Below are 20,211 nucleotides of genomic sequence, written 5' to 3'. Positions count from 1 at the left end.
TGATTAAAAATAGAAAAGAAAAATTAAATGACAAAAATATAAAATTGTCAGTTGATTATTGATTTTTGTTATTATATAATCAATTCACCGGACGGATGCAGCACAGAATTCTATTGGGTTCAAACGTCAACAAAATCTTTAGAAGATGCATAGCAGCGAAGAAACGCGCCGACATTATGAAGATCGGACTGGTAACCAATCCATTTTTAAGGAGTGACAACATGAATCACACTCGCAAATCAGTTGTTCTCGTCACAGGTGCTTCTACCGGAATAGGCAACTTGTCCGCCCGCACTTTGGCGACAGCAGGACATATCGTATATGCCAGCATGCGCGATGTTGAAGGACGGAACGCCCCCCGGGCCAAGGAACTTCACGATTATGCAGCGGAGAACGGATTAAGCCTTAAGGCTCTGGAGCTGGATGTTCTCTCTCAGGAATCGGCAGATCGCGCGGTGCAGGTCATTGTGAAAGAGCAGGGCGTTTTGGATGTAGTCATGCATAATGCTGGTCATCTAGTAGTTGGTGTGACTGAAGCTTTTTCCCCGGAAGAAATGGCTAAGGTATATGACACCAATGTTCTCGGGACACAGCGAGTGAACCGGGCGGCTCTCCCATATATGAGAGCACAGGAATCTGGCCTGCTGCTTTGGATCAGCAGCACTACCGTTCGCGGCGGATTCCCGCCGTTCCTTGGACCTTATGTAGCTGCCAAAGCGGCTATGGATTCACTTGCCCAGACGATGGCGTATGAAGTCGCTCCTTTCGGGATCGAGACTTCCTTCGTAGTACCCGGTGCCTTCACGAAAGGAACTGCGCATTTTCCGAATGCTACTCCTCCAACTGATGGAGAGACTTCAGCAGCATACGCAAGAATTAATGGGCTGCTCGGAGAGGTTGGCGAAAGACTAAGCGCGCTTACACCTGATGATGCTGATCCACAAGCGGTAGCGGATGAGGTGGCCCGTATTGTCAGTCTGCCCGCTGGCCAGCGTCCTGTACGATCGGTTATCGACTTTGTCGGTGACGGTGCCGCTGAAGTAACAGAGCTTTCGGAGAAACTGCGGATTGAATTTTTGGAGCGGATCGGACTTGGAGGTTTGTTAGAAGCTGCTGTATCTGTTGATTAAATCGATCTATTGGCTGGTAAGTTTTAGTTGGCTTAATACTACTTGTTCTATTTAATCAAATCACTTGGAGGTTATTAACATGGGAAACAATCTTTCTGGTAAAGTGGCAGTCGTAACAGGATCATCGAGAGGCATCGGCCGTGCAATTGCAGAGGAACTGGCCCGGAACGGGGCAAAGGTTGTAGTGAATTACAGCAGCAGCCCGGATAAAGCGGAAGAGGTCGTTTCCGAAATCAAGCAAAATGGCGGTGAGGCTGTAGCCATTCAGGCGGATATTAGCAGTGTAGCCCAGTTGGAGAAGCTGTTTGAAGAAACAGTGAAGGTTTTTGGAGCTCTGGATATTCTGGTGAACAATGCTGGCGTCATGATGACCAAGCCGCTTGCGGCAGTCACCGAGGAGGATTTTGACAAGCAGTTCAGCATCAATGTGAAGGGAACCTTCTTTGCCATCCAGCAAGCTGTCAAACACATGGGTCAGGGCGGCCGGATCATCAATTTCTCGACTTCCGTCGCGGGAGTAATGTTCCCGACGTACAGCGTTTATGCAGGCAGCAAAGGTGCTGTTGAGCAGTTTACCCGCCAACTGGCGAAGGAGCTTGGACCTAAGGGAATCACCATTAACGCCGTCGCACCGGGTCCAGTGAACACGGAGCTGTTCACTGTGGGGAAATCGGAGGAGCAGATTGACGGTATTCGTAAAATGAATGCTTTTGGACGTCTGGGAGAGCCGGAGGATATCGCAGGGGCGGTTGCGTTCTTTGCGAGTGACGCATCCGGTTGGGTAACCGGCCAGACACTGCGTGTCAACGGAGGAATGGTGTAAAGGTAGGGTTTTCTATTTGCAGAATTTGAAAAAAAGCAACGAGCCTGGTCCATGGGGACCCGACTCGTTGCTTTTTTGCTTCTCTAGGGTGTCACATACTTACGAGGCTATGGTGCAAACCCGACCGATTTCTCAATCATGGCCTTGCTAGGTTATTGTAAAAATTTCAAGTTGATTTCTATATATTTGCCTTCTTTGCGTAAGTGCGTTTAAACTGTTATTATGTGATTTTCACGACTAAGGGGGAAGCGGATTGAAGGGAAATTGGAAAGGCAGCATAGCCGTTGCACTGCTGGTAATGATGACGTTAATTGCAGGCTGCGGTGGGGGTAACACGAAGGATACGGTGAATATCTTTATGATGTTGAACGGGGTGAATCCCGATACCAAATTTGTTCAGGGCTTTGAGAGCAACCTGAAGGACAAGCTAGGCGACGAGACTAAGGTGGAGTTCAGCACAGCGCCGATCTATAATATCCAGAAGCTGATGGTTGAATACGCGGCTGCTATGAATGATATTGTAATCCTGTCTAAGGAAGATGTTCTCAATTATGGAAAAAGCGGAGCCAACCGCCCGCTGGATGAATACTTTAATCCGGACGATTACCCGGAAGGCGTCTTTGAAGGCGGGGTAGTGAAGGAAGGGAGCAAGGATATTGTTCAGGAGAAGCATTTGTTTGCGATTCCGCTGTCCAAGCTCAAGATGTTCAAGGATGCCGGTTTTGCGCCTGATGATGCGTTTCTGACGATTGCCGTTTCGGCGGACAGTCTGGAACAGAGCATTGCGGCGATTAAAGCCATGATGGAATAGAGTGGATTCAAGCATTTTTGAAAAGTAGAGGGGAGTGCGCGATATGGGGATTTATACACGTACCGGCGATAAGGGGGAGACCTCGGTCATCGGAGGTCGGGTGGCCAAAGATGATGTCCGGGTTGAGGCTTATGGAACCATCGATGAGCTGAACTGTTTTGTGGGACAGGCGCGCAGTCTGATGGAGGAAGAGAAGTTTGCGGATGTGCGGGAACAACTGCTGGAGATCCAGCATGAGTTGTTCGACTGCGGATCGGATCTGGCATTCGTTAAGCTCAGCGAGAACAAATATAAGGTGAAAAGCCAGATGGCCGAGCGACTGGAGGGCTGGATCGATAGCCTGCAAGGAGAGAATCCAGAGCTGGAACGGTTTATCCTCCCTGGAGGAAGCCAGTTGTCCTCCGTGCTGCATGTCTGTCGTACCGTCTGCCGCCGTGCTGAGCGGCGGGCCGTGACGCTTGCTAGAAGCCACGAGGTAAATCCGGAAGCCGTTATATACTTGAACCGTCTGTCGGATTACTTCTTCGCACTGGCTCGCACCGCCAATACAAGGGCAGGGATTGCTGACGTGGAATATGTACGTAGTAAAAAGGTGTTTAGGAAATAAGATGAGTAGCTATTATTCACCCATAACCTATATCATACCCCCGGAAGAGGACGGTTGGTTGCTGAAGACTATCCTTCATAAGCGGATGGAGGTCTCGCGCAAGCTTCTGTCCCGACTGAAAATGACGGAGCAAGGCATTAAGGTCAACGGGGAGCGCGTCTATATTAGTGTAAAGGTTCGGGCCGGCGATACCGTTGAGATTCGCATGGAGACAGAAGTTTCCGAGGATATTTTGCCTCAGCCTATTCCCTTCGAGTCGCTGTATGAAGACGAGCATCTGCTTGTGGTCAATAAAGCGGCAGGGATCATTGTGCATCCGACCCACGGCCATTATACGGACACCCTGGCGAACGGCGTTGTTCATTATTGGGCAGAAAAAGGAGAACGCTACCGCTTCCGGCCAGTACACAGGCTGGACCAGGAGACCTCAGGCGTTCTAGTAATCGCCAAGAATCCATTTGCGCACCAGCATATCTCTGAGCAGATGATTGCCGGAAAGGTGGACAAGCGTTACATGGCCTTCGTACATGGCAAACCGGTAGTGCCGGAAGGTGATATCGATGGGCCGATAGACCGTGATCCGGAGGAGCCCCACCGGCGCATTGTGACACCGGATGGCTATCCTTCCTTGACCCGTTACAAGGTCATGGAAACCTATAGCGGAGGCTCAAGAGTAGAGCTGAAGCTGGAGACCGGGCGCACGCATCAGATTCGTGTGCATATGACCTCTATCGGCTGTCCGCTGATCGGTGACGGTATGTACCGGCACCCACTATACAGCGAGGCTGCGCCGACACCTGACCAGACGGCGCAGCTGGCAGGGATTGCTGCACTGGATGCTGCTATGCCGCGTCAGGCGCTGCATGCAGTAAGGCTCTCACTACGGCATCCGGTGTTGCCGGAGAACCTGATCTTTGAAGCGCCATTGCCGCCGGATATGGCGGCTCTGGAGAATGAGCTGAAGCAGGGGAAGCCTGAGCTTGCGGCTGAATAGTTTTTAAAACTTTGTAACAAATAGAATAGCTATTAAAAGGAATCACTAGAGTTGTCCATTCGCGTAGAGGTGAAGTGCAATGGCGCTTTGCCTGCTATTCATGATAAAGGAGCGAAATATGAGCACTTTGAAAGTTTATCATTATCCAAAATGCGGCACCTGCCGCAATGCGGTCAAGTGGCTGCAGGGTCAAGGCCATGAACTGGATCTGCAGGATATTAAGGAGCAGCCTCCGGGAGTGGAGGAGCTGCTTGAACTCTTCAAGAACAGCGGACTGGAGCTGAAGAAGTTCTTTAATACCAGCGGTGATGTCTATAAATCGCAGGGGCTCAAGGATAAGTTGCCAGGTCTTAGCGAGCAAGAGCAACTGGAGCTTTTGTCCAGCAACGGAATGTTGATTAAACGCCCAATCGTCAGCGACGGAACCAAGGTTACCGTAGGATTCAAGGAAGATCAGTATGCAGGGGCCTGGAGCAACGTCTGACCCCAATAATGAATAGATGAATTAGGAGAGGTTTACACATGACAGCAGAAACGAAGGGCCGCGTGATGATCGTGGACGGAATGGCTCTGCTGTTCCGTGCCTATTACGCCACCGCTTATGGCGGATATATCCGTAAGACCAGTGCAGGATTGCCGACGAACGCCGTTTACGGCTTCTTGCAGTATTTTTTCGACGCAGTTAGCACATTTAATCCTACGCATGTAGTATGCTGCTGGGATATGGGCAAGGGCACGTTCCGCACGGAGAAATATGATGGCTATAAATCAAACCGGGCGGAGCCGCCGCTGGAGTTGATTCCCCAGTTCGATCTAGTCAAGGAAGTTGTGGCAGAGCTTGGCGTACCAAACGTCGGGCTAGTGGGCTATGAAGCCGATGATTGTATCGGTACACTAGCGGCTGGCTACGGTGAAGAATCCGAGGTGTATATTATTACCGGAGATCATGATATGCTGCAGCTTGTTACGGACAACGTGAAAGTTGTGATTATGAAAAAAGGGCGTTCCAATTATAAAGTGTATGATCCGGCAGAACTACTGGAAGATAAAGGTCTTACGCCTGCTCAAGTCATCGACTTGAAGGGCTTCATGGGCGACACGAGCGACAACTATCCCGGCGTTCGCGGTATCGGCGAGAAGACGGCGCTTAAGCTTCTAACCGATTATGGTACGGTCGAAGGCGTTATCGAAAATTTGCAACTGCTGCCCAAGGGCGTGCGGGCCAAGATTGAAGCTGACCTTGACATGCTGCACTTGTCACGGGACCTTGCACAAATCCGCTGCGATGTGCCGGTAGTCTGCGAACTAACCGAATGTCTATGGGAAGTACGGCGCGAATCTGCTACCCGCAAATTCAAGGAGCTGGAATTCGGTAGCCTTATGCACCTAATTGCCGAGATTCAGGAAGAAGAAGGTATTGTGCAGATCGAGCTTGGCGATTTGGGCTAGAGCAAACCAAGGTTACAGTCTAGTGAAAAAGCCCTGCAGTGCAGGGCTTTTTTTGGTATGGCTTCAAGGGGGAGTGGTGGCGGGATACAACCGCTAATTACCCAGTCTGTATCGGTACATATGCGTCACGCATGAATTGTGGCTGCTCCGCTCGGATTGCATAGTATATTGAGTTCAATGTCTGGACCCCACATTTATTTTTCCCGGAGGTATCATGTATGAAATCCAGAAACAGTAATACGTCGGCTTATGTGGCCGCTATTCTTTATGCCTCAATTATTGGTTTTTCATTTTTATTCGTCAAAATGACGGTTACCAAGTCCAATCCGCTGGATGTGCTGGCGCATCGCTTCGCAATCGGCTGGATCGCGGTGGCCATACCGTTTATCTTCGGATGGGTCCGGCTACGTTTCAACTGGAGTGATGTCCGCAGACTGCTCCCGCTGGGGCTGCTGTCTCCAGTACTTTTCTTTGCCCTTCAGGCTTTTGGCCTAATGAGCGCTTCATCGTCGGAAGCTGGCATCATTCTGGCGATGGTTCCGCTATTTACCGCGCCGATCGCAGCTTTTTTTCTTAAAGAACGCACGAATGTTGTCCAGAAGCTGTCCATTCTGCTATCTGTAGCAGGTGTCATTTTTATCTTCGCGATGAAGGGGGGCGCTGGCTGGAGTGGAGGTAATGTAGTTGGATTGATACTGCTGGTGTTGTCGGCACTGAGCATGGCAGGTTTCAGTGTGCTAGCCAGGCCGTTGACGCGGAAGTATACGCCTTTGGAAATCTCTTTCGTTACTATGGCTATGGGCTTTATTTTATTTGCGGCTGCTGCCCTGATTAAGCATGGAACGGCAGGGTCACTGAATCTCTTTTTCCAGCCGTTTGTGGATTCCAAGTATTTGCTGGCTCTGCTGTATCTTGGCATTGTGTCTACGGTAATTAGCAATCTGTTGTCCACCTATGCACTGGCCCGCCTGGAAGCTTCCAAGGTCAGCGTCTTCAATAATCTGTCTACGTTAATCTCCATTATCGCCGGAGCCTTGATTCTGCACGAAGAGTTGACGGTGGCTCATATCATCGGGACTGTTATGATTATTATTGGGGTGCTCGGCACTAACTTTGGAAAGCTACCATGGAGGTCCCGATCGGATGTTGCGTCCCTGAGTGCGGGAAAAAGCCCGGGAGCCTGATTTTGAGTAAAGAGCTGATTCATCATCTGTTAAGGATGATGAATCAGCTCTTTTTTGATTACACTTGGAAGAAATTCCAGATCCAAACTTTTATCACAGACAGAAAACTCCAAATCTACTATGATGTACAGGATCAAATAGCGATAAAACAAGGTGCCCTTGATGACAAGGGGTAACAGGGAATCGGGTGCAACTCCCGAGCGGTCCCGCCACTGTATAGGAGAGCCGTTCTTTACCAGGTCACTCGAAGCAATATCGGGGAAGACAAAGAACCGGCGCTATCATCCGAAGCCAGGAGACCTACCTTGTTTTCGCACACCAAGACCCTACGCGGATAGGAGCGGTGTACGAATTGACGAAAGAGGCTGAAGACGGCAAACGGCCTATGCCATGGAGGACAGTTAATAGGTCCCTTTGCACAAGGTGACTGCTAGTCTGCTGCTGTTTTGAATGGAGTGAGACTGGAATGTGAATTCCGATCCCATACCTCTCTTTCGTAAGCAATCACGTACATAGGATCTCCCACCTGTTAGGGTGGGCTTTTTTGGCTTTCAATCTACATAAAACATGGAGGGAAAAGGAATGAAACAACGCAGGATGTGGAGTTTTACGATGCTGGTCGCCGGATTTACCGTGTATTTGCTGTTTAACGAACCGGGGACCGCACAGGCCATGCACATTATGGAGGGATTTCTGCCAGTGGGCTGGGCGATGTTCTGGTGGGCGGCATTTCTGCCGTTCTTTATTCTTGGAATTATGAGGTTGAAAAAAATGACGAAGGACAATCCGGAGCTGAAGCTGCTTCTGGGTTTGTCCGGGGCCTTCACTTTTGTGCTATCAGCACTCAAGATGCCTTCCGTCACAGGAAGCAGTTCTCATCCGACGGGAACCGGCCTCGGTGCAATTATGCTTGGTCCGCTGCCCATGGGTGTTATTGGCTCAATTGTGTTGCTCTTTCAGGCGCTGCTGCTTGCCCACGGCGGAATTACTACGCTTGGTGCGAATGCCTTTTCGATGGCGGTGGCCGGGCCTTTTGCCGGCTATGCGGCGTACAAGCTGATAATGCGGATGACTCAGCGTGAAAAGCTCGCGGTATTCAGTGCGGCAGCCATCGCTGATCTTATGACCTATGTTGTTACCTCGGTTCAACTGGCAGTGGCATTTCCGGCTGCTGATGGCGGAGTGCTGGCTTCGTTCATGAAGTTTGGAAGCATCTTTGCTATTACGCAGATTCCGCTTGCCATCAGTGAAGGGCTGTTGACAGTGCTGCTCTGGAATTGGCTGAAATCTTACAGTCCGCATGAGTTGTCATTACTGAAACGCCAGACGAAAGGGGCCCAATCATAAATGAGTGCTAAATGGAAAAATGCATGGATGTTTCTGGTAGTCGTTCTGCTGGTTGTACTGCCGCTACTGTTCGTAGAAGGGGAATTTGGCGGGGCCGATGATGCTGCAGAAGGTGCCATCACTGAAATTGATCCCTCGTATACCCCTTGGTTTAAGCCGCTGACGGAGCTGCCGGGAGAGACAGAAAGTATGCTATTCGCCCTGCAGGCAGCTATTGGCGCCGGAGTAATTGGCTATACGATTGGTCTGCTTAAAGGAAGACAAGGCAAGCAGAAGCTGAATGATCAGAAGAGTTGACGCTGTCTCCTATGGCAATGCTTTTCGTAGCCTGTCTCCGATGTGGAAAAGCGGATTCGCTGCAGCCATGTTCGTGCTGTCCTTTGTTCTTGACCCAGTTTTGCAACTGGCAATTTCGCTGTGGTTGATGATCTGGTGCATCTTCTATGCCAAGATCCCGATCCAGCTATACGCGATATTGCTTGGTTCCGCGTTGCTGTTCTACTTTATCAGTTTGCCAGTCCTTGTAGTGGAAATTGGCCGTCCGGCAACCGGAGAGGCAGTGGTGGTACTCCCGATGCTAGGTTCTTCACTCTCACTCTATATGACGGCTGCAGGGCTTTGGCGAGGGGGGCTGCTGCTGGCACGTGTGGCAGCTTGCCTGTCGTGCTTCTTTTTTCTGATCCTTACCACGCCTTTTGCCGAGTTGCTTCAAGTATTGCGCAGATTGCGGATGCCGCAGATTGTACTTGAACTGATGTTGATCATGTATCGGTTTTTATTTTTGCTCAGTGACACCGCGCAGGGGATGATGCTGGCTCGGCGACTGCGCGGGGGTACTAGGGGGTTCTCAGCAAAGCTACGAGAGGCTGCGGGAATGGCCGGCGTTTTGTTCGCGAAGACGGTTCAGCGGTACCATGGGCTATCTCAAGGTTTTTTGACTAGAGGGTTTGATGGAGATATTGTTTTACCGCCCGGTGAGACTCGTCCAGTTCCAGTTCGATATGCTGTTGAGGCCTACGTCGGAATGGCTGTATTGGTACTCGTGCAGAGCTGGTTGGCCTGGCGATTGTGAATATCGTTGATCCTATCATTTGGAGTTGATAAAGGAGAATCATCATGAATAACGCTTGTCTGGTTTTTGAGGAAGTGGTGTTCCGGTACCCGGACACGAGGGGGCCTGCATTACAGGGACTGAGCGCGACCATTCCGAAAGGCTCCAGAACGGCAGTGCTCGGCCATAATGGCTCAGGCAAGTCTACCCTATTTCTGCATGCGGTGGGTATTCTCCGGCCACAGCAGGGAGTTGTGTGGAAGGACGGGGCAAGGATATCCTACGCCTCCAAAGACCTGGCTTCTCTCCGCCGCAGTGTCGGACTGGTGTTTCAAGACCCGGAGCAGCAGTTGATTCTAAACACGCCCCTTGAAGATGTATCGTTCGGGCTGCGGGGCTCCGGCATGGCTGAACCTAAGATCAAGCTACGATGCCGAGAGGTACTGGAGAGGCTGAACTTAACAGAGCTTGGAGATAAGCCTATCCATCAGCTTAGTCTGGGGCAGAAAAAACGGACGGCCCTGGCTGGTGTGATGGCGATGGAACCAGAACTGATCCTGCTTGATGAGCCAACAGCTTATTTGGACCCTGTGTCCGAAACACTGTTGTTGGATGCGCTTGAGGATATACATACCCGAAATGGAACTACACTGGTCATGGCTACGCATGACATGAATCTGGCTTACCGTTGGGCGGACTGGATTATCGTCCTGGATCAGGGAATATGCAAGGCGAGCGGTAGGCCGGAGGACTTGTTTGCCAGCCGGGATATGATACAGAGCATCGGTCTGGGTTTGCCGTTGCTGGCTGATGTATGGCAGAGCTTGCCGCCAGAGCTGATATCGGGGCAGAAGGCGCCCCGGACTGCGGATGAGTTCAAGGTTGCTCTGAGTGCACTGCTTACAAGTATTGAGAGGCGAGGAAACACGGTAACGAGATTCTAAAGGGACGAGGAGAATTATGGATAAACAGGGCAAGCTGCTGATCATCGGTTTTGGCCCCGGCGCAATGGAGCATATTACGGGCCGGGCATTGGCTGCAATAGAAGAAAGTGAAGCGGTAATCGGCTACAACACTTATGTAGAACTTATTAAGCCGCTGCTAAGGCATCAGGAAATAGTTGGCACAGGTATGACGGAAGAGGTTAGCCGGGCACAGGAAGCCGTACGCAGAGCAGAGACGGGACAGACTGTCGCTGTAATATCCAGTGGGGATGCCGGGGTATATGGTATGGCCGGACTGGTGTATGAGGTGTTAATTGAACGGGGCTGGAACCCGGAAAAGGGTATCCAGGTCGAGGTGATTCCCGGCATATCCGCCATTCAATCTTGCTCATCGTTGCTCGGTGCACCAATTATGCACGACGCTTGCACAATTAGCCTCAGCGATCATCTTACGCCATGGGATAACATAGTGGTCAGAGTGGAGGCTGCGGCTGCTGCGGATTTTGTTATCGCTTTCTATAACCCGCGCAGTGGGAGACGGACTCGCCAGATCGAGGAGGCCCGGAGCATCCTGCTGCGTTATCGCGAGCCAGGTACACCCGTTGGCATTGTCAAAAGCGCCTACCGTGATCGACAGCAGACGGTTGTTACGACACTGGAGGATATGCTGGAGCATGAGATCGGTATGCTGTCCACAGTCATTATCGGCAACTCGGCGACGACTGTCTTCGAGGGGATAATGATTACACCGCGCGGATATGAGCGCAAGTACAGCCTTGGCGCGGAAACGCAGGAACTGAAGCCTCACGAGCGGCTACGAACCTCAGCGGAGCCGTGGTCATTGACCGCGTCAGAGAGAGCTGCCGAGCAGTGGGGGGAGGCCGTTACTTGCCCTCCCGCAGCAGGAGGGGAAACCCGCGCAATGGCAGTACGAGTGGAGGGAAAAACAAAGGTGTTCTCGGCCTTGGAGCAGTCAGTAACATTAGAGGCTGCAGGGGTTGGAACTGCTGAGCCTAGGATTTTCAAGGCGGAATTGGAAGTTTTGCCTCCAATAGGTAGTCGGTCATTGACTGGAGCCCAATTGGCGTTACTTTCTGAAGCGGCAGGACCGGAAGGACAGGTTGCTCATACACGCCAAGGGCATCTCTTACTCCAAAGCATAGTGTTCCATCCAAAAGAGCTTGAACGTAAGCTTCTCGGGACGGGACTTCGTGTCCTGCAGCAGGGGAGCTTCGTGCGTGTGAAAACCTGCGGCTTCTGCGAGGGCCGGAGAGCAGGCGGCTTGGGCGCTGCCATAAGATTGCATTACCTTCTAGCCGGACACCAGGTGCCAAGGGAATTAACAATCCAGGTCAACGGCTGCGGGATGGCCTGCAATTCGGCAGTACTGGATGACATCGGGGTGGTCTACACCAAAGGAAGCTTTGAGCTGTATCTTGGGGGCAAGAAATTCGGACGCAGTCCCCATGCAGGTGCTCTTGCAGGCAGGGGTATGAATGAGGATGAAGTTATTGAAGCCGTTATGGCGGTTGTAGGGAGATACCGTGAGCTGGGAACAAACAACGAGCCATTCCACGCTTTTTTTGCGCGGGTGGGGCTTGCAGGAATAAGTTTAGGTTCAGAACATGAGGCGAAGGTCACGAAAGGAGAGACGGCTGTGAGAACAGTACTGTTGGTAGGGCATGGCAGCAGAGTGGCGGAAGGCAACGATGAACTGAGGGCGTTCGCAGATTTGCTAGCAAGACGCAGACCGGAGTTGAAGTTCGAGACTTGCTTTATTGAATTGGCTGGGCCGTCCATTGCCGAAGGCATTGAGAACTGTGTGCAGGGTGGGGCAACTACGATAAATGTCGTGCCGATTATTTTGTTCGCGGCTGGGCATTCCAAACTGGATATTCCACTGGCGATAGACCAGGCCAAGGCAAGGTACCCTGGTGTTGAATTCATTTATGGACGCCCAATCGGTGTACAGGATAAGGCGGTGGAGATTCTGCTGGACCGAATCTCTGAGGCTGTACCGGTGGTTCCTCTAAGTCAGCCTAATGCACAGATAGAGGTTTCTGGTGCGCCAAAGGTAAATATTCCTGCCGAGGAGACGGTAGTCCTGCTCATGGGTCGCGGCGGGAGTGACCCCGATGCCAACAGCGATTTTTGCAAGTTAAGCCGTTTACTTTGGGAACAAACCTCCTATAAAAGTGTGGAGAGCTGCTTTATTGCAATTGCCAAGCCTTCACTTGCAGAGGGGCTGGAACGCTGTCTGGTGCTAGGCGCACGAAAAATCATCGTTCTGCCCTATCTGCTTTTTACAGGTGTGCTAATCAGGCAGTTCAACGAAAGAGTGACGGCCTTTGCAGCAGCGCATCCGGAGTTGGAGGTTGAGATCGGTAGCTATCTGGGTACTCACCCCTTGCTGGCGGATATGTTGGAAGAGCGGGTTGATGAGACCCTGAACGGCCGCAGCCATGCCAACTGCGACAATTGCAGGTACCGTACCGAAGCAGGAGTGCATCACCACCACCATGGACATCACCATGACCATGACCATGACCATGAGAATGGATGTGGACATGATCACATCCATGGACATGAACATACGCATAATCATTGTAGGGCCCATAATGGCCGACACCATGATGAGCATGATCATTCGAACGGCCACAGTCCATGCTATAGGTATCATCAAACGGATGGTCACGGTGAATGCCATGGGCATCATGACTCCGATCAACGTTCTGACGATCATCGTTACGGTCAGTTTCACTCGGACGATCAAGAAAGAGGTTATCATCCCGAACATTGCAGTTGTGCCGGTGACCACCAGGAATGCTCAAAGGAACAGCTTGAGAAGCCTGGACAGATAGTCTCCGGTTCGGCGGCAGGGCCAGAGCGATGATTTTTATGTTATGCGGCACGAGCGACGCTCGGGAGCTGGCCTTGATGCTCACGCGGAATGGCCTGCCACTGCTGGCATCGGTTGTGACGCCAAGCGCGGTTGCGCGGCTGCGGGAGGCGGGTTTGAATACGCGCGTGGGCAGGCTAGACCAAGAGGGTATGACTGTTCTGCTGCGGGAGGGAGGGTTCCGTGCTGTCGTGGATGGAAGCCACCCGTTCGCGCTGGAGGCTCATGCCAACGCCCAGGCAGCTGCGGCGGCACTTGGCCTGCCGTATCTCCGCTATGAACGGCGCAGCCTGTCCTATGCCAGCCACCCTCGGCTGCTAGTAGTCTCTTCCTATGCGGAAGCCGCCGTCAAAGCCCGGGAGCTCAAGGGCTCCGTAATGCTTACTACCGGGGGGAAGACGTTGGAGATCTTTGCTGAAGAGTTGCTGGGTGATCCGGAGATTACCCTGACGGTGCGCCTGCTTCCTTGTTTGGAAAACATGGAGAAATGTCTGTCTCTGGGGATAGAGCAACGGAATATTATTGCGATACAGGGGCCTTTTTCACGTGAATTAAATGAGGCCTTGTACACCCAGTATGGCACAACGGTGATGGTTACGAAGGAAAGTGGAGCAGAGGGATCTGTGGATGAAAAGGTGTATTCAGCTCTGGAAATGGGGCTGTATGTTATCTTGATTGCCCGGCCAGAGCCGTCAACTGGTGAGGTGTACGATTCTTTTGAAGGCATAGCCGCAACGCTCGGTCGATGGCTTCAGGAGAGTCAGATCATAGAGAAGAGGGACCCAAAATGGATTTTGGAACAGAGTTCAAGCCGCTGACAGTGCAGCCACAGGAGATCGAAAGCCTCAGCTTCCGGATGATTACTGAAGAGTTGGGATCGCATGATTTTAGTCCGGAGCATTATCCTGTGGTGCAGCGGATCATCCATGCATCGGCGGATTTTGAGCTGGGTCGCAGTCTGGTATTTCATCCGGAGGCGGTGCAGGCCGGCATAGCAGCGATCTTGCAGGGCCAACCGGTGATAGCCGATGTGGAGATGGTGAGAGCCGGGATCGCCAAGGAACGAATAGGGAGATATGGGGGGGAGGTGCGAGTGCATATTTCCGATCCCGAGGTGGTGGAAGATGCAAAGCGGCTGGCAACTACACGAGCTATTATTGCAGTCCGCAAAGCCTGCATGGAAGCCCCGGAAGGCATCTATGTGATCGGTAATGCCCCCACTGCCCTGCTTGAACTGATCCGTCTGATCAAAGAAGGTGCAGCCCGGCCGAGTCTTGTTGTCGGAATGCCGGTAGGCTTCGTCTCGGCGGCCGAGTCTAAGGATGAGCTGCGCAAGCTGGATATTCCTTACATCACGAATATTGGGCGAAAAGGGGGCAGCACCGTCGTTGTTGCCGCTGTCAACGCACTGACGTTGCTAGCCGTGCAACACACCGCAGAGCAGAAGCTTTAACCGTAGAATCTCACAACTCAGCGCAAGAGAATCTTGTACCGGCAGCTCATCAAAAATCAGTCGTGAAGGAGGAAACGTTATGCCGGAGAAGTCTCAGAGTCTGATGGATCGCAAGAGTCGCCCGGGGAACGACGGCGAGGACAGCGGAAATTCGGCGACTCGTGGTCATGAGACCCCACCGCTGCGACGTGGCTACACAACTGGCGCCTGCGCAGCTGCAGCCGCCAAAGGTGCGGCGTTGCTGCTGATCACCGGCGAGGCTTACGAGACCGTAGATATAGATCTTCCGGCAGGCTTCCGCCACACTTTTCAACTGACCGGCTGGCAACGGTATAGTATATCTTCGGCTATCTGCGCTACTGTAAAGGATGCCGGAGATGATCCCGATGCGACACATCGGGCTTGGATTGAGGCTACTGTAAGCTGGAGGGAAGACCAAGAAATTGAAATTGATGGTGGTCAAGGCGTGGGCAGGGTAACCAAACCCGGGTTGCCGGTGCCTGTCGGCGAAGCAGCCATCAATCCGGTACCGAGAGAAATGATCCGGGAAGCCATCGCTGACGTGCTGGAAGAGCATGGGGCGGCGAGAGGTTTGCGGGTAGTGATCAGTGTACCGGAAGGAGAAGCCATTGCGCAGAAGACGCTCAATCCCCGATTAGGCATCCTTGGCGGCATTTCCATTCTCGGCACACGGGGTGTGGTTACGCCCTTCTCAACAGAGGCTTACAAGGCGAGCGTAAAGCAAGCGATCTCGGTCGCTGCCGCCGCTGGAAACAGAGAGATTGTCCTGACGACAGGCGGAAGCAGCGAGAAGTATGCTATAGCGATGTTTCCGACGCTCCCGGAGGAAGCTTTTATCCAGATGGGTGAATATGTTGGCTTTTCCCTCGAACATGCCAAAGCTTACGGTATCTCAAAGATAACGCTCGTCGGTATGGCCGGCAAGTATTCTAAGGTAGCGCAAGGGGCTATGCTGATTCACTCTAAGAATGCTCCCGTTGATTTCGGTTTTTTGTCACGGATTGCAGAGGAGGCAGGAGCGGACAGGGAATTGACCGCGCAAGTAGAGGCTGCCAATACCGCGTCACAGGTCGTGGACTTGATGACGGAGGCTGGGAACATGGTTTTTTTTGAACAACTGTGTCTCCATGCCTGCAGACATTGTCTGAACCATATGGGAGGGGGAACGGCAGTGGAGATGGTATTGATCACGATGAAGGGCAGAGTGCTGGGAAGGGCGGAAATCGGTGAATAACGTAATTTATATCATCGGCATTGGGGAAGATGGCGCCGGAGGACTGGCCCCGGAGAATCTGAAAAAGGTGCTGGAAAGCGATGTGCTGCTTGGCGGGGAGCGGCAATTGTCTTTTTTTACACAGTATACTGGAGACAAAATCGTGCTAAAGGGCGGACTTCAGACCTTCACTGATAAGCTGGAGAGGCTGTGGAAGAATCGAAAGACAGTTGTGCTCGCATCGGGAGACCCGTTATTTTTTGGCATTGCGACCTCTCTTATGCAAAAATTTGGGCCGGAGCATGTTGAGGTCATTCCGCATTACAGCAGTGTGCAGCTGGCTTTTGCACGGCTTGGGGACAGCTGGCAGGATGCGGAGCTAGTGAGCTTGCACGGTCGGCCGATTCACGGGCTGGCGCAGCGGATTGACGGCAAAGTTAAGGTAGCCCTCCTGACCGATGCGGTCAATCATCCGGCACGGATAGCCAGTTATTTGCTGGAGTTTGGCATGACGGAATATGAAGCTTTTGTCTGTGAACGGCTGGGCAGCCCGGAGGAAAGGTGCGGGTTCTGGGAGCTGGAGGAAATGAAGAGGCTAGACTGTGGCCATTTTGCTTCCCTTAATGTAGTTATTTTGCGGCATAAGCCCAGGATAGTCGCGGCTGCCCGACGTGGCTTTGCTTATGCGGACGAAGATTTTGCGCAGCGGAAGCCGGACAAGGGACTGATTACGAAGCGCGAGGTACGCGCCTTGGTCTTGTCCGAGCTGAATCTGGCTGAGCAGGCTGTAGTCTGGGATATCGGGTCCGGCTCAGGAGCAGTGGCGGTGGAGTGTGCGCGGATGGCGCGGCGCGGCCGGGTCTATGCCCTGGAAAAAGAGATAGATAACCTGTCTAACATGGAGGAGAACAGGCGCAGATTCCGCGCGGATTTCGAGATTATCCATAGCAAGGCACCGCAGGGGCTGGAGCAATTGCCGGACCCGGATGCCGTATTTGTTGGCGGCAGCGGCGGGGAACTGGCTGCCATCATCGCGCTAAGTGCGGCACGGCTGCGACCGGGCGGAGTGATCGTCGTCGGGGCGATTACGATTGAGACGCTGCACGGTAGCATGCAAGCGCTGGCACTGGCTGGTTTGGAGGTAAGCATAGCGATGCTTCAGGCTTCACGCGGAAAACCGATCTTGGAGATGACCCGTTTTGAAGGCATGAATCCCGTCTATGTGGTCAGCGGCAAGGACAGACATTCCTGATAACCGTAATCTTTTTTACATAAGAGTAAGTAAGCTTAGCCTATAGAAGAGGCGTATAGCTCTTGCGAAAAAGGACTTTGCTCATCGAGAGGACATCGGATCCGTTCTGTTTAACAGAAGATTATCAATTAAGGAGGGGAAAGGCTATGAGTCAGCATGATAGTGAAGAAGGTGTTGTGAAGCGTGCAGCGAGTGGACAGACTGGGAGAGCCATTGGGCAGGAAGAGGATGATCTTTTGTGGGGAAATGAAGAGCAGTTTTTTCCTGAGGAAGGAGATGAACAATTGGCCATCGGAACGCTTTATGGTATAGGTGTCGGGCCAGGCGATCCCGAGTTGATCACGGTCAAAGCTTGCCGCTTGCTCCGGGAATGTCCAGTGATCGCTTATCCCGCAGCCAAACATGGCGGCAAATCCTACGCACAGGAAATCGTGGATACATACGTCAGTGGCGGGGACAAGGATATGCTTGGCTTAGTATTTCCGATGACCAAGGACCCTGTTCAGCTAGAGAATGGCTGGCGATGGACTGTAGAGTTGTGCTGGAATGAACTGAGGCTGGGCAAAGATGTTGCTTTTGTCACCGAAGGCGATCCCAACCTTTATAGCACCTTCATTCATTTGTCTCGGTTGATGCAGGAGCTTCATCCGGGAGTTCCCATCGTTTCAGTGCCCGGCATCTCTTCTGTGCTGGGTGCGGCCGCTGCATTGGAGCAGCCGCTTGCCGAAGGTGACCAGCGAGTGGGCATCATACCGGCGACGGGGGACAGGAATGCGATTAAAGAGGCGCTGTTGCACCATGACACGGTGGTGTTCCTGAAAGTAGCAAAGGCGCTTGATACCGTACTTGATGTGCTGGATGAGCTCGGACTTCACAGTAAGGCGTCTGTCGTTACCAAGGTGACTTCTCCATATGAAACGGTGTGGAAGGATGCCCGCGAACTACGGGGACATGAGTTGGAATATCTGAGTCTTATGGTGGTGAGCAAATGACGGAACTGGAAGCAAAAGTATATATTGTGGGTGCAGGCCCTGGCGACCCCGAACTTATTACGGTGAAAGGCCATCGCATTTTGTGCTCCGCCGATCTTGTACTTTATGCGGATTCCCTGGTCAGCGAGGATCTGATCCGCAGCGCAAAGGCTGAAGCAGAGGTGTTACCAAGCTCCGGGATGGATCTGGAGCAGCAGGTAGAGATTATGGCGGCTGCAGTACAGTCTGGCAAAAGCGTGGCCCGCGTTCATACGGGCGATCCAGCCATGTATGGAGCCATTCTTGAGCAGATGTCTCTGCTTCGGCAGTGCGGCGTCGGTTACGAGATCGTACCGGGAGTCAGCTCTGTCTTTGCTTCTGCCGCAGCTGTAGGTGCGGAACTTACGGTGCCGGAGCTCACGCAGACAGTCATTCTGACGCGTGCGGAAGGACGCACGCCGGTTCCTGAGCGGGAGCGGCTGTCGCTGCTTGCCGCCCATCACTGCACGGTAGCGCTGTTCCTTAGTGCCGCACTCGCAGAGCAGGTCACGGCAGAGTTCCTCGCCGCTGGCTGGAGTCCTGAGACCCCGGTGGCGGTAGTAAAGCGGGCGACCTGGCCCGACCAGCAAATCCTGCGCACAACGGTGGTGAAATTGGCGGATGACTTGCGAGATGCAGGCATCACTATGCATGCCATGATCCTTGCAGGCTGGGCATTGGACCCGGAGCTGACGGAAGCGGACAGCCATCGTTCCAAGCTGTATGATAAGAGCTTTACACATGGATGCCGGGAAGGAATCTCCGCTGATGTCTAAGAAGTATGCAGCGGTAGCAATAACACGAAACGGGATCAAGCTGGCACTGGAGCTAGGCGTGATGATGGGGGATACAGATGTATTCTGTAGCGCCAAGTATATGGAAGGCCAGGAGGGGGCGGGGGATGCCTATTCGTTCTCAGAACCGCTTAAGGATCTGTTGCCAGAGCTGTTCTACCGTTATCAGGGACTGATCCTGTTCTTTTCACTTGGCGCGGTAGTTCGGCTTATTGCCCCATTATTACAGGATAAAAAGACTGACCCTGCCGTTGTGGCCTTGGACGAGCGCGGTGAGCATGTGATTAGCGTTCTATCCGGCCACCTGGGAGGAGGGAATGCGCTGACTCAGCGAATTGCCGGGTTACTGAACAGTCGTCCAGTTATCACTACAGCTTCAGATGTGCAGGGGACATTTGCTGTGGATCTGTTGGGACGCGGTTTCGGCTGGCGGGCGGACAGTTTTGAGCCAATGAAGAAAGTGAGTGCAGCCATCGTTAACGACGAGACGGTTGTTTTTGTACAGGAATGCGGCGAGCCGGACTGGCTGCCTTTTGGATTAACGGTGCCGGAGAATCTCAGGATTTTTGAAAGCATCTCAGAGGTTGTAGAGCAGGGTATATTGTTCTCTGCTGCGGTTATTGTGACAGATAGACAACTTAAAGCCAAAGAAGAGGAAATCTTGCAATCTTGCTCGGTGGTGTACCGGCCCCGAAGTCTTGTGCTTGGTATTGGCTGCAATCGCGGCACCTCCATGAGCGAACTTGAGACGGTCGTGATGACTACGTTGGATGAGTTGAATCTGTCCCCGTTGAGCGTACGAAATCTGGCTACAATAGATATCAAAGGAAATGAGGCTGGACTGCTGGAACTGGTTTCTAAGTATGGTTGGAAGCTAATTACTTATCCCGCGGAACAACTGAATAAAGTACCGCTGGGTCAACCGTCGGAGACCGTTTTCCGGGCTACGGGAGCGTACGGTGTGTGTGAACCTGCTGCTTTGCTGTCCTCTGGAGCTGTAAATTGGCTGTTGCCTAAGAAAAAGAGCGGCAATGTTACGATATCGGTGACCCGGGTGGCTTTTAATAAAGGGAACGGGGAAGGGAGCTTGTGAACTCGTTGACGGACAGGAAAGAAGGACATTTGCATGCCTGAGAGGATAGAGTACCTGTCTGAAATAGCAGGGGGCGAAGATGCGCACTCTTTAGATACAATCGATGCAAACGGTATGGAGCCGCCAGATATTATCC

General features: G+C 52.4%; 21 protein-coding genes, 1 pseudogene and 1 riboswitch. All 22 genes and pseudogenes read left to right on the top strand.

Going from position 1 to position 20,211, the window contains the following annotated elements:
* The first annotated feature begins 221 nt into the window (after positions 1-221).
* The 22 genes and pseudogenes from ACFVRY_RS26490 (at position 222) to ACFVRY_RS26385 (ending at position 20,075) form a co-directional block, all read left to right on the top strand.
* On the top strand, positions 222-1,130 hold the full coding sequence (locus tag ACFVRY_RS26490) for an SDR family oxidoreductase (RefSeq protein ID WP_387503297.1): 909 nt from the start codon (positions 222-224) through the stop codon (positions 1,128-1,130).
* Between the two features lie 79 nt (positions 1,131-1,209).
* Complete coding sequence (locus ACFVRY_RS26485) at positions 1,210-1,953, top strand: SDR family oxidoreductase (protein WP_387503296.1); 744 nt, start codon at positions 1,210-1,212, stop codon at positions 1,951-1,953.
* Positions 1,954-2,206: 253 nt separating this feature from the next.
* The gene (locus ACFVRY_RS26480) at positions 2,207-2,764 is read left to right on the top strand and encodes a hypothetical protein (protein ID WP_387503295.1); all 558 of its coding nucleotides are present in this window, start codon (positions 2,207-2,209) and stop codon (positions 2,762-2,764) included.
* A gap of 43 nt (positions 2,765-2,807) precedes the next feature.
* Positions 2,808-3,371: a cob(I)yrinic acid a,c-diamide adenosyltransferase gene (locus ACFVRY_RS26475; RefSeq protein WP_387503294.1), complete on the top strand. Its 564-nt coding sequence runs from the start codon at positions 2,808-2,810 to the stop codon at positions 3,369-3,371.
* 1 nt (position 3,372) lies between these two features.
* Complete coding sequence (locus tag ACFVRY_RS26470; protein ID WP_387503293.1) at positions 3,373-4,365, top strand: RluA family pseudouridine synthase; 993 nt, start codon at positions 3,373-3,375, stop codon at positions 4,363-4,365.
* Positions 4,366-4,483: 118 nt separating this feature from the next.
* On the top strand, positions 4,484-4,849 hold the full coding sequence (locus ACFVRY_RS26465) for an arsenate reductase family protein (protein ID WP_387503292.1): 366 nt from the start codon (positions 4,484-4,486) through the stop codon (positions 4,847-4,849).
* Positions 4,850-4,887: 38 nt separating this feature from the next.
* Entirely contained in the window at positions 4,888-5,814 is a 927-nt protein-coding gene (locus ACFVRY_RS26460; RefSeq protein ID WP_387503291.1) for a 5'-3' exonuclease, read from the top strand.
* A gap of 218 nt (positions 5,815-6,032) precedes the next feature.
* Positions 6,033-6,998, top strand: a complete 966-nt coding sequence (locus ACFVRY_RS26455; RefSeq protein WP_387503290.1) for a DMT family transporter — start codon at positions 6,033-6,035, stop codon at positions 6,996-6,998.
* 2 nt (positions 6,999-7,000) lie between these two features.
* A complete protein-coding gene (locus ACFVRY_RS26450) occupies positions 7,001-7,174 on the top strand; it encodes a hypothetical protein (RefSeq protein WP_387503289.1) in 174 nt (57 codons plus the stop codon).
* Positions 7,133-7,320: riboswitch (cobalamin riboswitch) on the top strand. It overlaps the preceding gene by 42 nt.
* 260 nt (positions 7,321-7,580) lie before the next feature.
* On the top strand, positions 7,581-8,345 hold the full coding sequence (locus ACFVRY_RS26445; protein WP_387503288.1) for an energy-coupling factor ABC transporter permease: 765 nt from the start codon (positions 7,581-7,583) through the stop codon (positions 8,343-8,345).
* Complete coding sequence (locus tag ACFVRY_RS26440; protein WP_387503287.1) at positions 8,346-8,642, top strand: energy-coupling factor ABC transporter substrate-binding protein; 297 nt, start codon at positions 8,346-8,348, stop codon at positions 8,640-8,642.
* Positions 8,626-9,417, top strand: coding sequence for a cobalt ECF transporter T component CbiQ (gene cbiQ, locus ACFVRY_RS26435; RefSeq protein ID WP_387503286.1), 792 nt, complete (start codon positions 8,626-8,628; stop codon positions 9,415-9,417). Before ACFVRY_RS26440 ends, cbiQ begins: the two co-directional genes overlap by 17 nt.
* Before the next feature lie 44 nt (positions 9,418-9,461).
* Entirely contained in the window at positions 9,462-10,340 is an 879-nt protein-coding gene (locus ACFVRY_RS26430; protein ID WP_387503285.1) for an energy-coupling factor ABC transporter ATP-binding protein, read from the top strand.
* A 16-nt stretch (positions 10,341-10,356) separates the two neighbouring features.
* Positions 10,357-11,925 (top strand): annotated as a pseudogene (cobJ, locus tag ACFVRY_RS26425) (precorrin-3B C(17)-methyltransferase); the annotation flags it as partial.
* Between the two features lie 6 nt (positions 11,926-11,931).
* The gene (locus ACFVRY_RS26420) at positions 11,932-13,233 is read left to right on the top strand and encodes a sirohydrochlorin chelatase (RefSeq protein ID WP_483875156.1); all 1,302 of its coding nucleotides are present in this window, start codon (positions 11,932-11,934) and stop codon (positions 13,231-13,233) included.
* The gene (gene cobK, locus ACFVRY_RS26415) at positions 13,230-14,057 is read left to right on the top strand and encodes a precorrin-6A reductase (RefSeq protein WP_387503284.1); all 828 of its coding nucleotides are present in this window, start codon (positions 13,230-13,232) and stop codon (positions 14,055-14,057) included. The genes ACFVRY_RS26420 and cobK overlap by 4 nt, the downstream gene beginning before the upstream one ends.
* Positions 14,027-14,692: a precorrin-8X methylmutase gene (locus tag ACFVRY_RS26410; RefSeq protein WP_387503283.1), complete on the top strand. Its 666-nt coding sequence runs from the start codon at positions 14,027-14,029 to the stop codon at positions 14,690-14,692. Before cobK ends, ACFVRY_RS26410 begins: the two co-directional genes overlap by 31 nt.
* A gap of 103 nt (positions 14,693-14,795) precedes the next feature.
* Positions 14,796-15,947 (top strand): cobalt-precorrin-5B (C(1))-methyltransferase, encoded by a 1,152-nt coding sequence (locus tag ACFVRY_RS26405; RefSeq protein ID WP_387503344.1) that lies wholly within the window; start codon positions 14,796-14,798, stop codon positions 15,945-15,947.
* Positions 15,940-17,178, top strand: coding sequence for a precorrin-6y C5,15-methyltransferase (decarboxylating) subunit CbiE (gene cbiE, locus ACFVRY_RS26400; protein ID WP_387503282.1), 1,239 nt, complete (start codon positions 15,940-15,942; stop codon positions 17,176-17,178). The genes ACFVRY_RS26405 and cbiE overlap by 8 nt, the downstream gene beginning before the upstream one ends.
* 146 nt (positions 17,179-17,324) lie before the next feature.
* Positions 17,325-18,170 carry a precorrin-2 C(20)-methyltransferase gene (gene cobI, locus ACFVRY_RS26395; protein ID WP_387503281.1) on the top strand — a complete coding sequence of 282 codons (846 nt, stop codon included), beginning with the start codon at positions 17,325-17,327 and terminating at the stop codon, positions 18,168-18,170.
* The gene (gene cobM / locus ACFVRY_RS26390) at positions 18,167-18,964 is read left to right on the top strand and encodes a precorrin-4 C(11)-methyltransferase (protein ID WP_387503280.1); all 798 of its coding nucleotides are present in this window, start codon (positions 18,167-18,169) and stop codon (positions 18,962-18,964) included. Before cobI ends, cobM begins: the two co-directional genes overlap by 4 nt.
* Positions 18,957-20,075, top strand: a complete 1,119-nt coding sequence (locus ACFVRY_RS26385; protein WP_387503279.1) for a cobalt-precorrin 5A hydrolase — start codon at positions 18,957-18,959, stop codon at positions 20,073-20,075. Before cobM ends, ACFVRY_RS26385 begins: the two co-directional genes overlap by 8 nt.
* Positions 20,076-20,211: the final 136 nt, after the last annotated feature.

It is taken from the genome of Paenibacillus sp. NPDC057934, assembly GCF_042887565.1.
GTDB lineage: Bacteria > Bacillota > Bacilli > Paenibacillales > Paenibacillaceae > Paenibacillus_AQ.
This window is presented reverse-complemented; position numbering and strand designations above follow the sequence as displayed.

Excerpts from the sequence above, each read along its gene's own strand:
- cbiQ (WP_387503286.1), top strand. The coding sequence starts at position 8,626 with ATGATCAGAAGAGTTGACGCTGTCTCCTATGGCAATGCTTTTCGTAGC.
- ACFVRY_RS26470 (WP_387503293.1), top strand. The coding sequence starts at position 3,373 with ATGAGTAGCTATTATTCACCCATAACCTATATCATACCCCCGGAAGAG.
- cobI (WP_387503281.1), top strand. The coding sequence starts at position 17,325 with ATGAGTCAGCATGATAGTGAAGAAGGTGTTGTGAAGCGTGCAGCGAGT.
- ACFVRY_RS26405 (WP_387503344.1), top strand. The coding sequence starts at position 14,796 with ATGGATCGCAAGAGTCGCCCGGGGAACGACGGCGAGGACAGCGGAAAT.
- cobK (WP_387503284.1), top strand. The coding sequence starts at position 13,230 with ATGATTTTTATGTTATGCGGCACGAGCGACGCTCGGGAGCTGGCCTTG.
- ACFVRY_RS26490 (WP_387503297.1), top strand. The coding sequence starts at position 222 with ATGAATCACACTCGCAAATCAGTTGTTCTCGTCACAGGTGCTTCTACC.
- ACFVRY_RS26440 (WP_387503287.1), top strand. The coding sequence starts at position 8,346 with ATGAGTGCTAAATGGAAAAATGCATGGATGTTTCTGGTAGTCGTTCTG.
- ACFVRY_RS26385 (WP_387503279.1), top strand. The coding sequence starts at position 18,957 with ATGTCTAAGAAGTATGCAGCGGTAGCAATAACACGAAACGGGATCAAG.
- ACFVRY_RS26430 (WP_387503285.1), top strand. The coding sequence starts at position 9,462 with ATGAATAACGCTTGTCTGGTTTTTGAGGAAGTGGTGTTCCGGTACCCG.
- ACFVRY_RS26475 (WP_387503294.1), top strand. The coding sequence starts at position 2,808 with ATGGGGATTTATACACGTACCGGCGATAAGGGGGAGACCTCGGTCATC.
- ACFVRY_RS26465 (WP_387503292.1), top strand. The coding sequence starts at position 4,484 with ATGAGCACTTTGAAAGTTTATCATTATCCAAAATGCGGCACCTGCCGC.
- cobM (WP_387503280.1), top strand. The coding sequence starts at position 18,167 with ATGACGGAACTGGAAGCAAAAGTATATATTGTGGGTGCAGGCCCTGGC.
- ACFVRY_RS26460 (WP_387503291.1), top strand. The coding sequence starts at position 4,888 with ATGACAGCAGAAACGAAGGGCCGCGTGATGATCGTGGACGGAATGGCT.
- ACFVRY_RS26455 (WP_387503290.1), top strand. The coding sequence starts at position 6,033 with ATGAAATCCAGAAACAGTAATACGTCGGCTTATGTGGCCGCTATTCTT.
- ACFVRY_RS26485 (WP_387503296.1), top strand. The coding sequence starts at position 1,210 with ATGGGAAACAATCTTTCTGGTAAAGTGGCAGTCGTAACAGGATCATCG.
- ACFVRY_RS26410 (WP_387503283.1), top strand. The coding sequence starts at position 14,027 with ATGGATTTTGGAACAGAGTTCAAGCCGCTGACAGTGCAGCCACAGGAG.
- ACFVRY_RS26445 (WP_387503288.1), top strand. The coding sequence starts at position 7,581 with ATGAAACAACGCAGGATGTGGAGTTTTACGATGCTGGTCGCCGGATTT.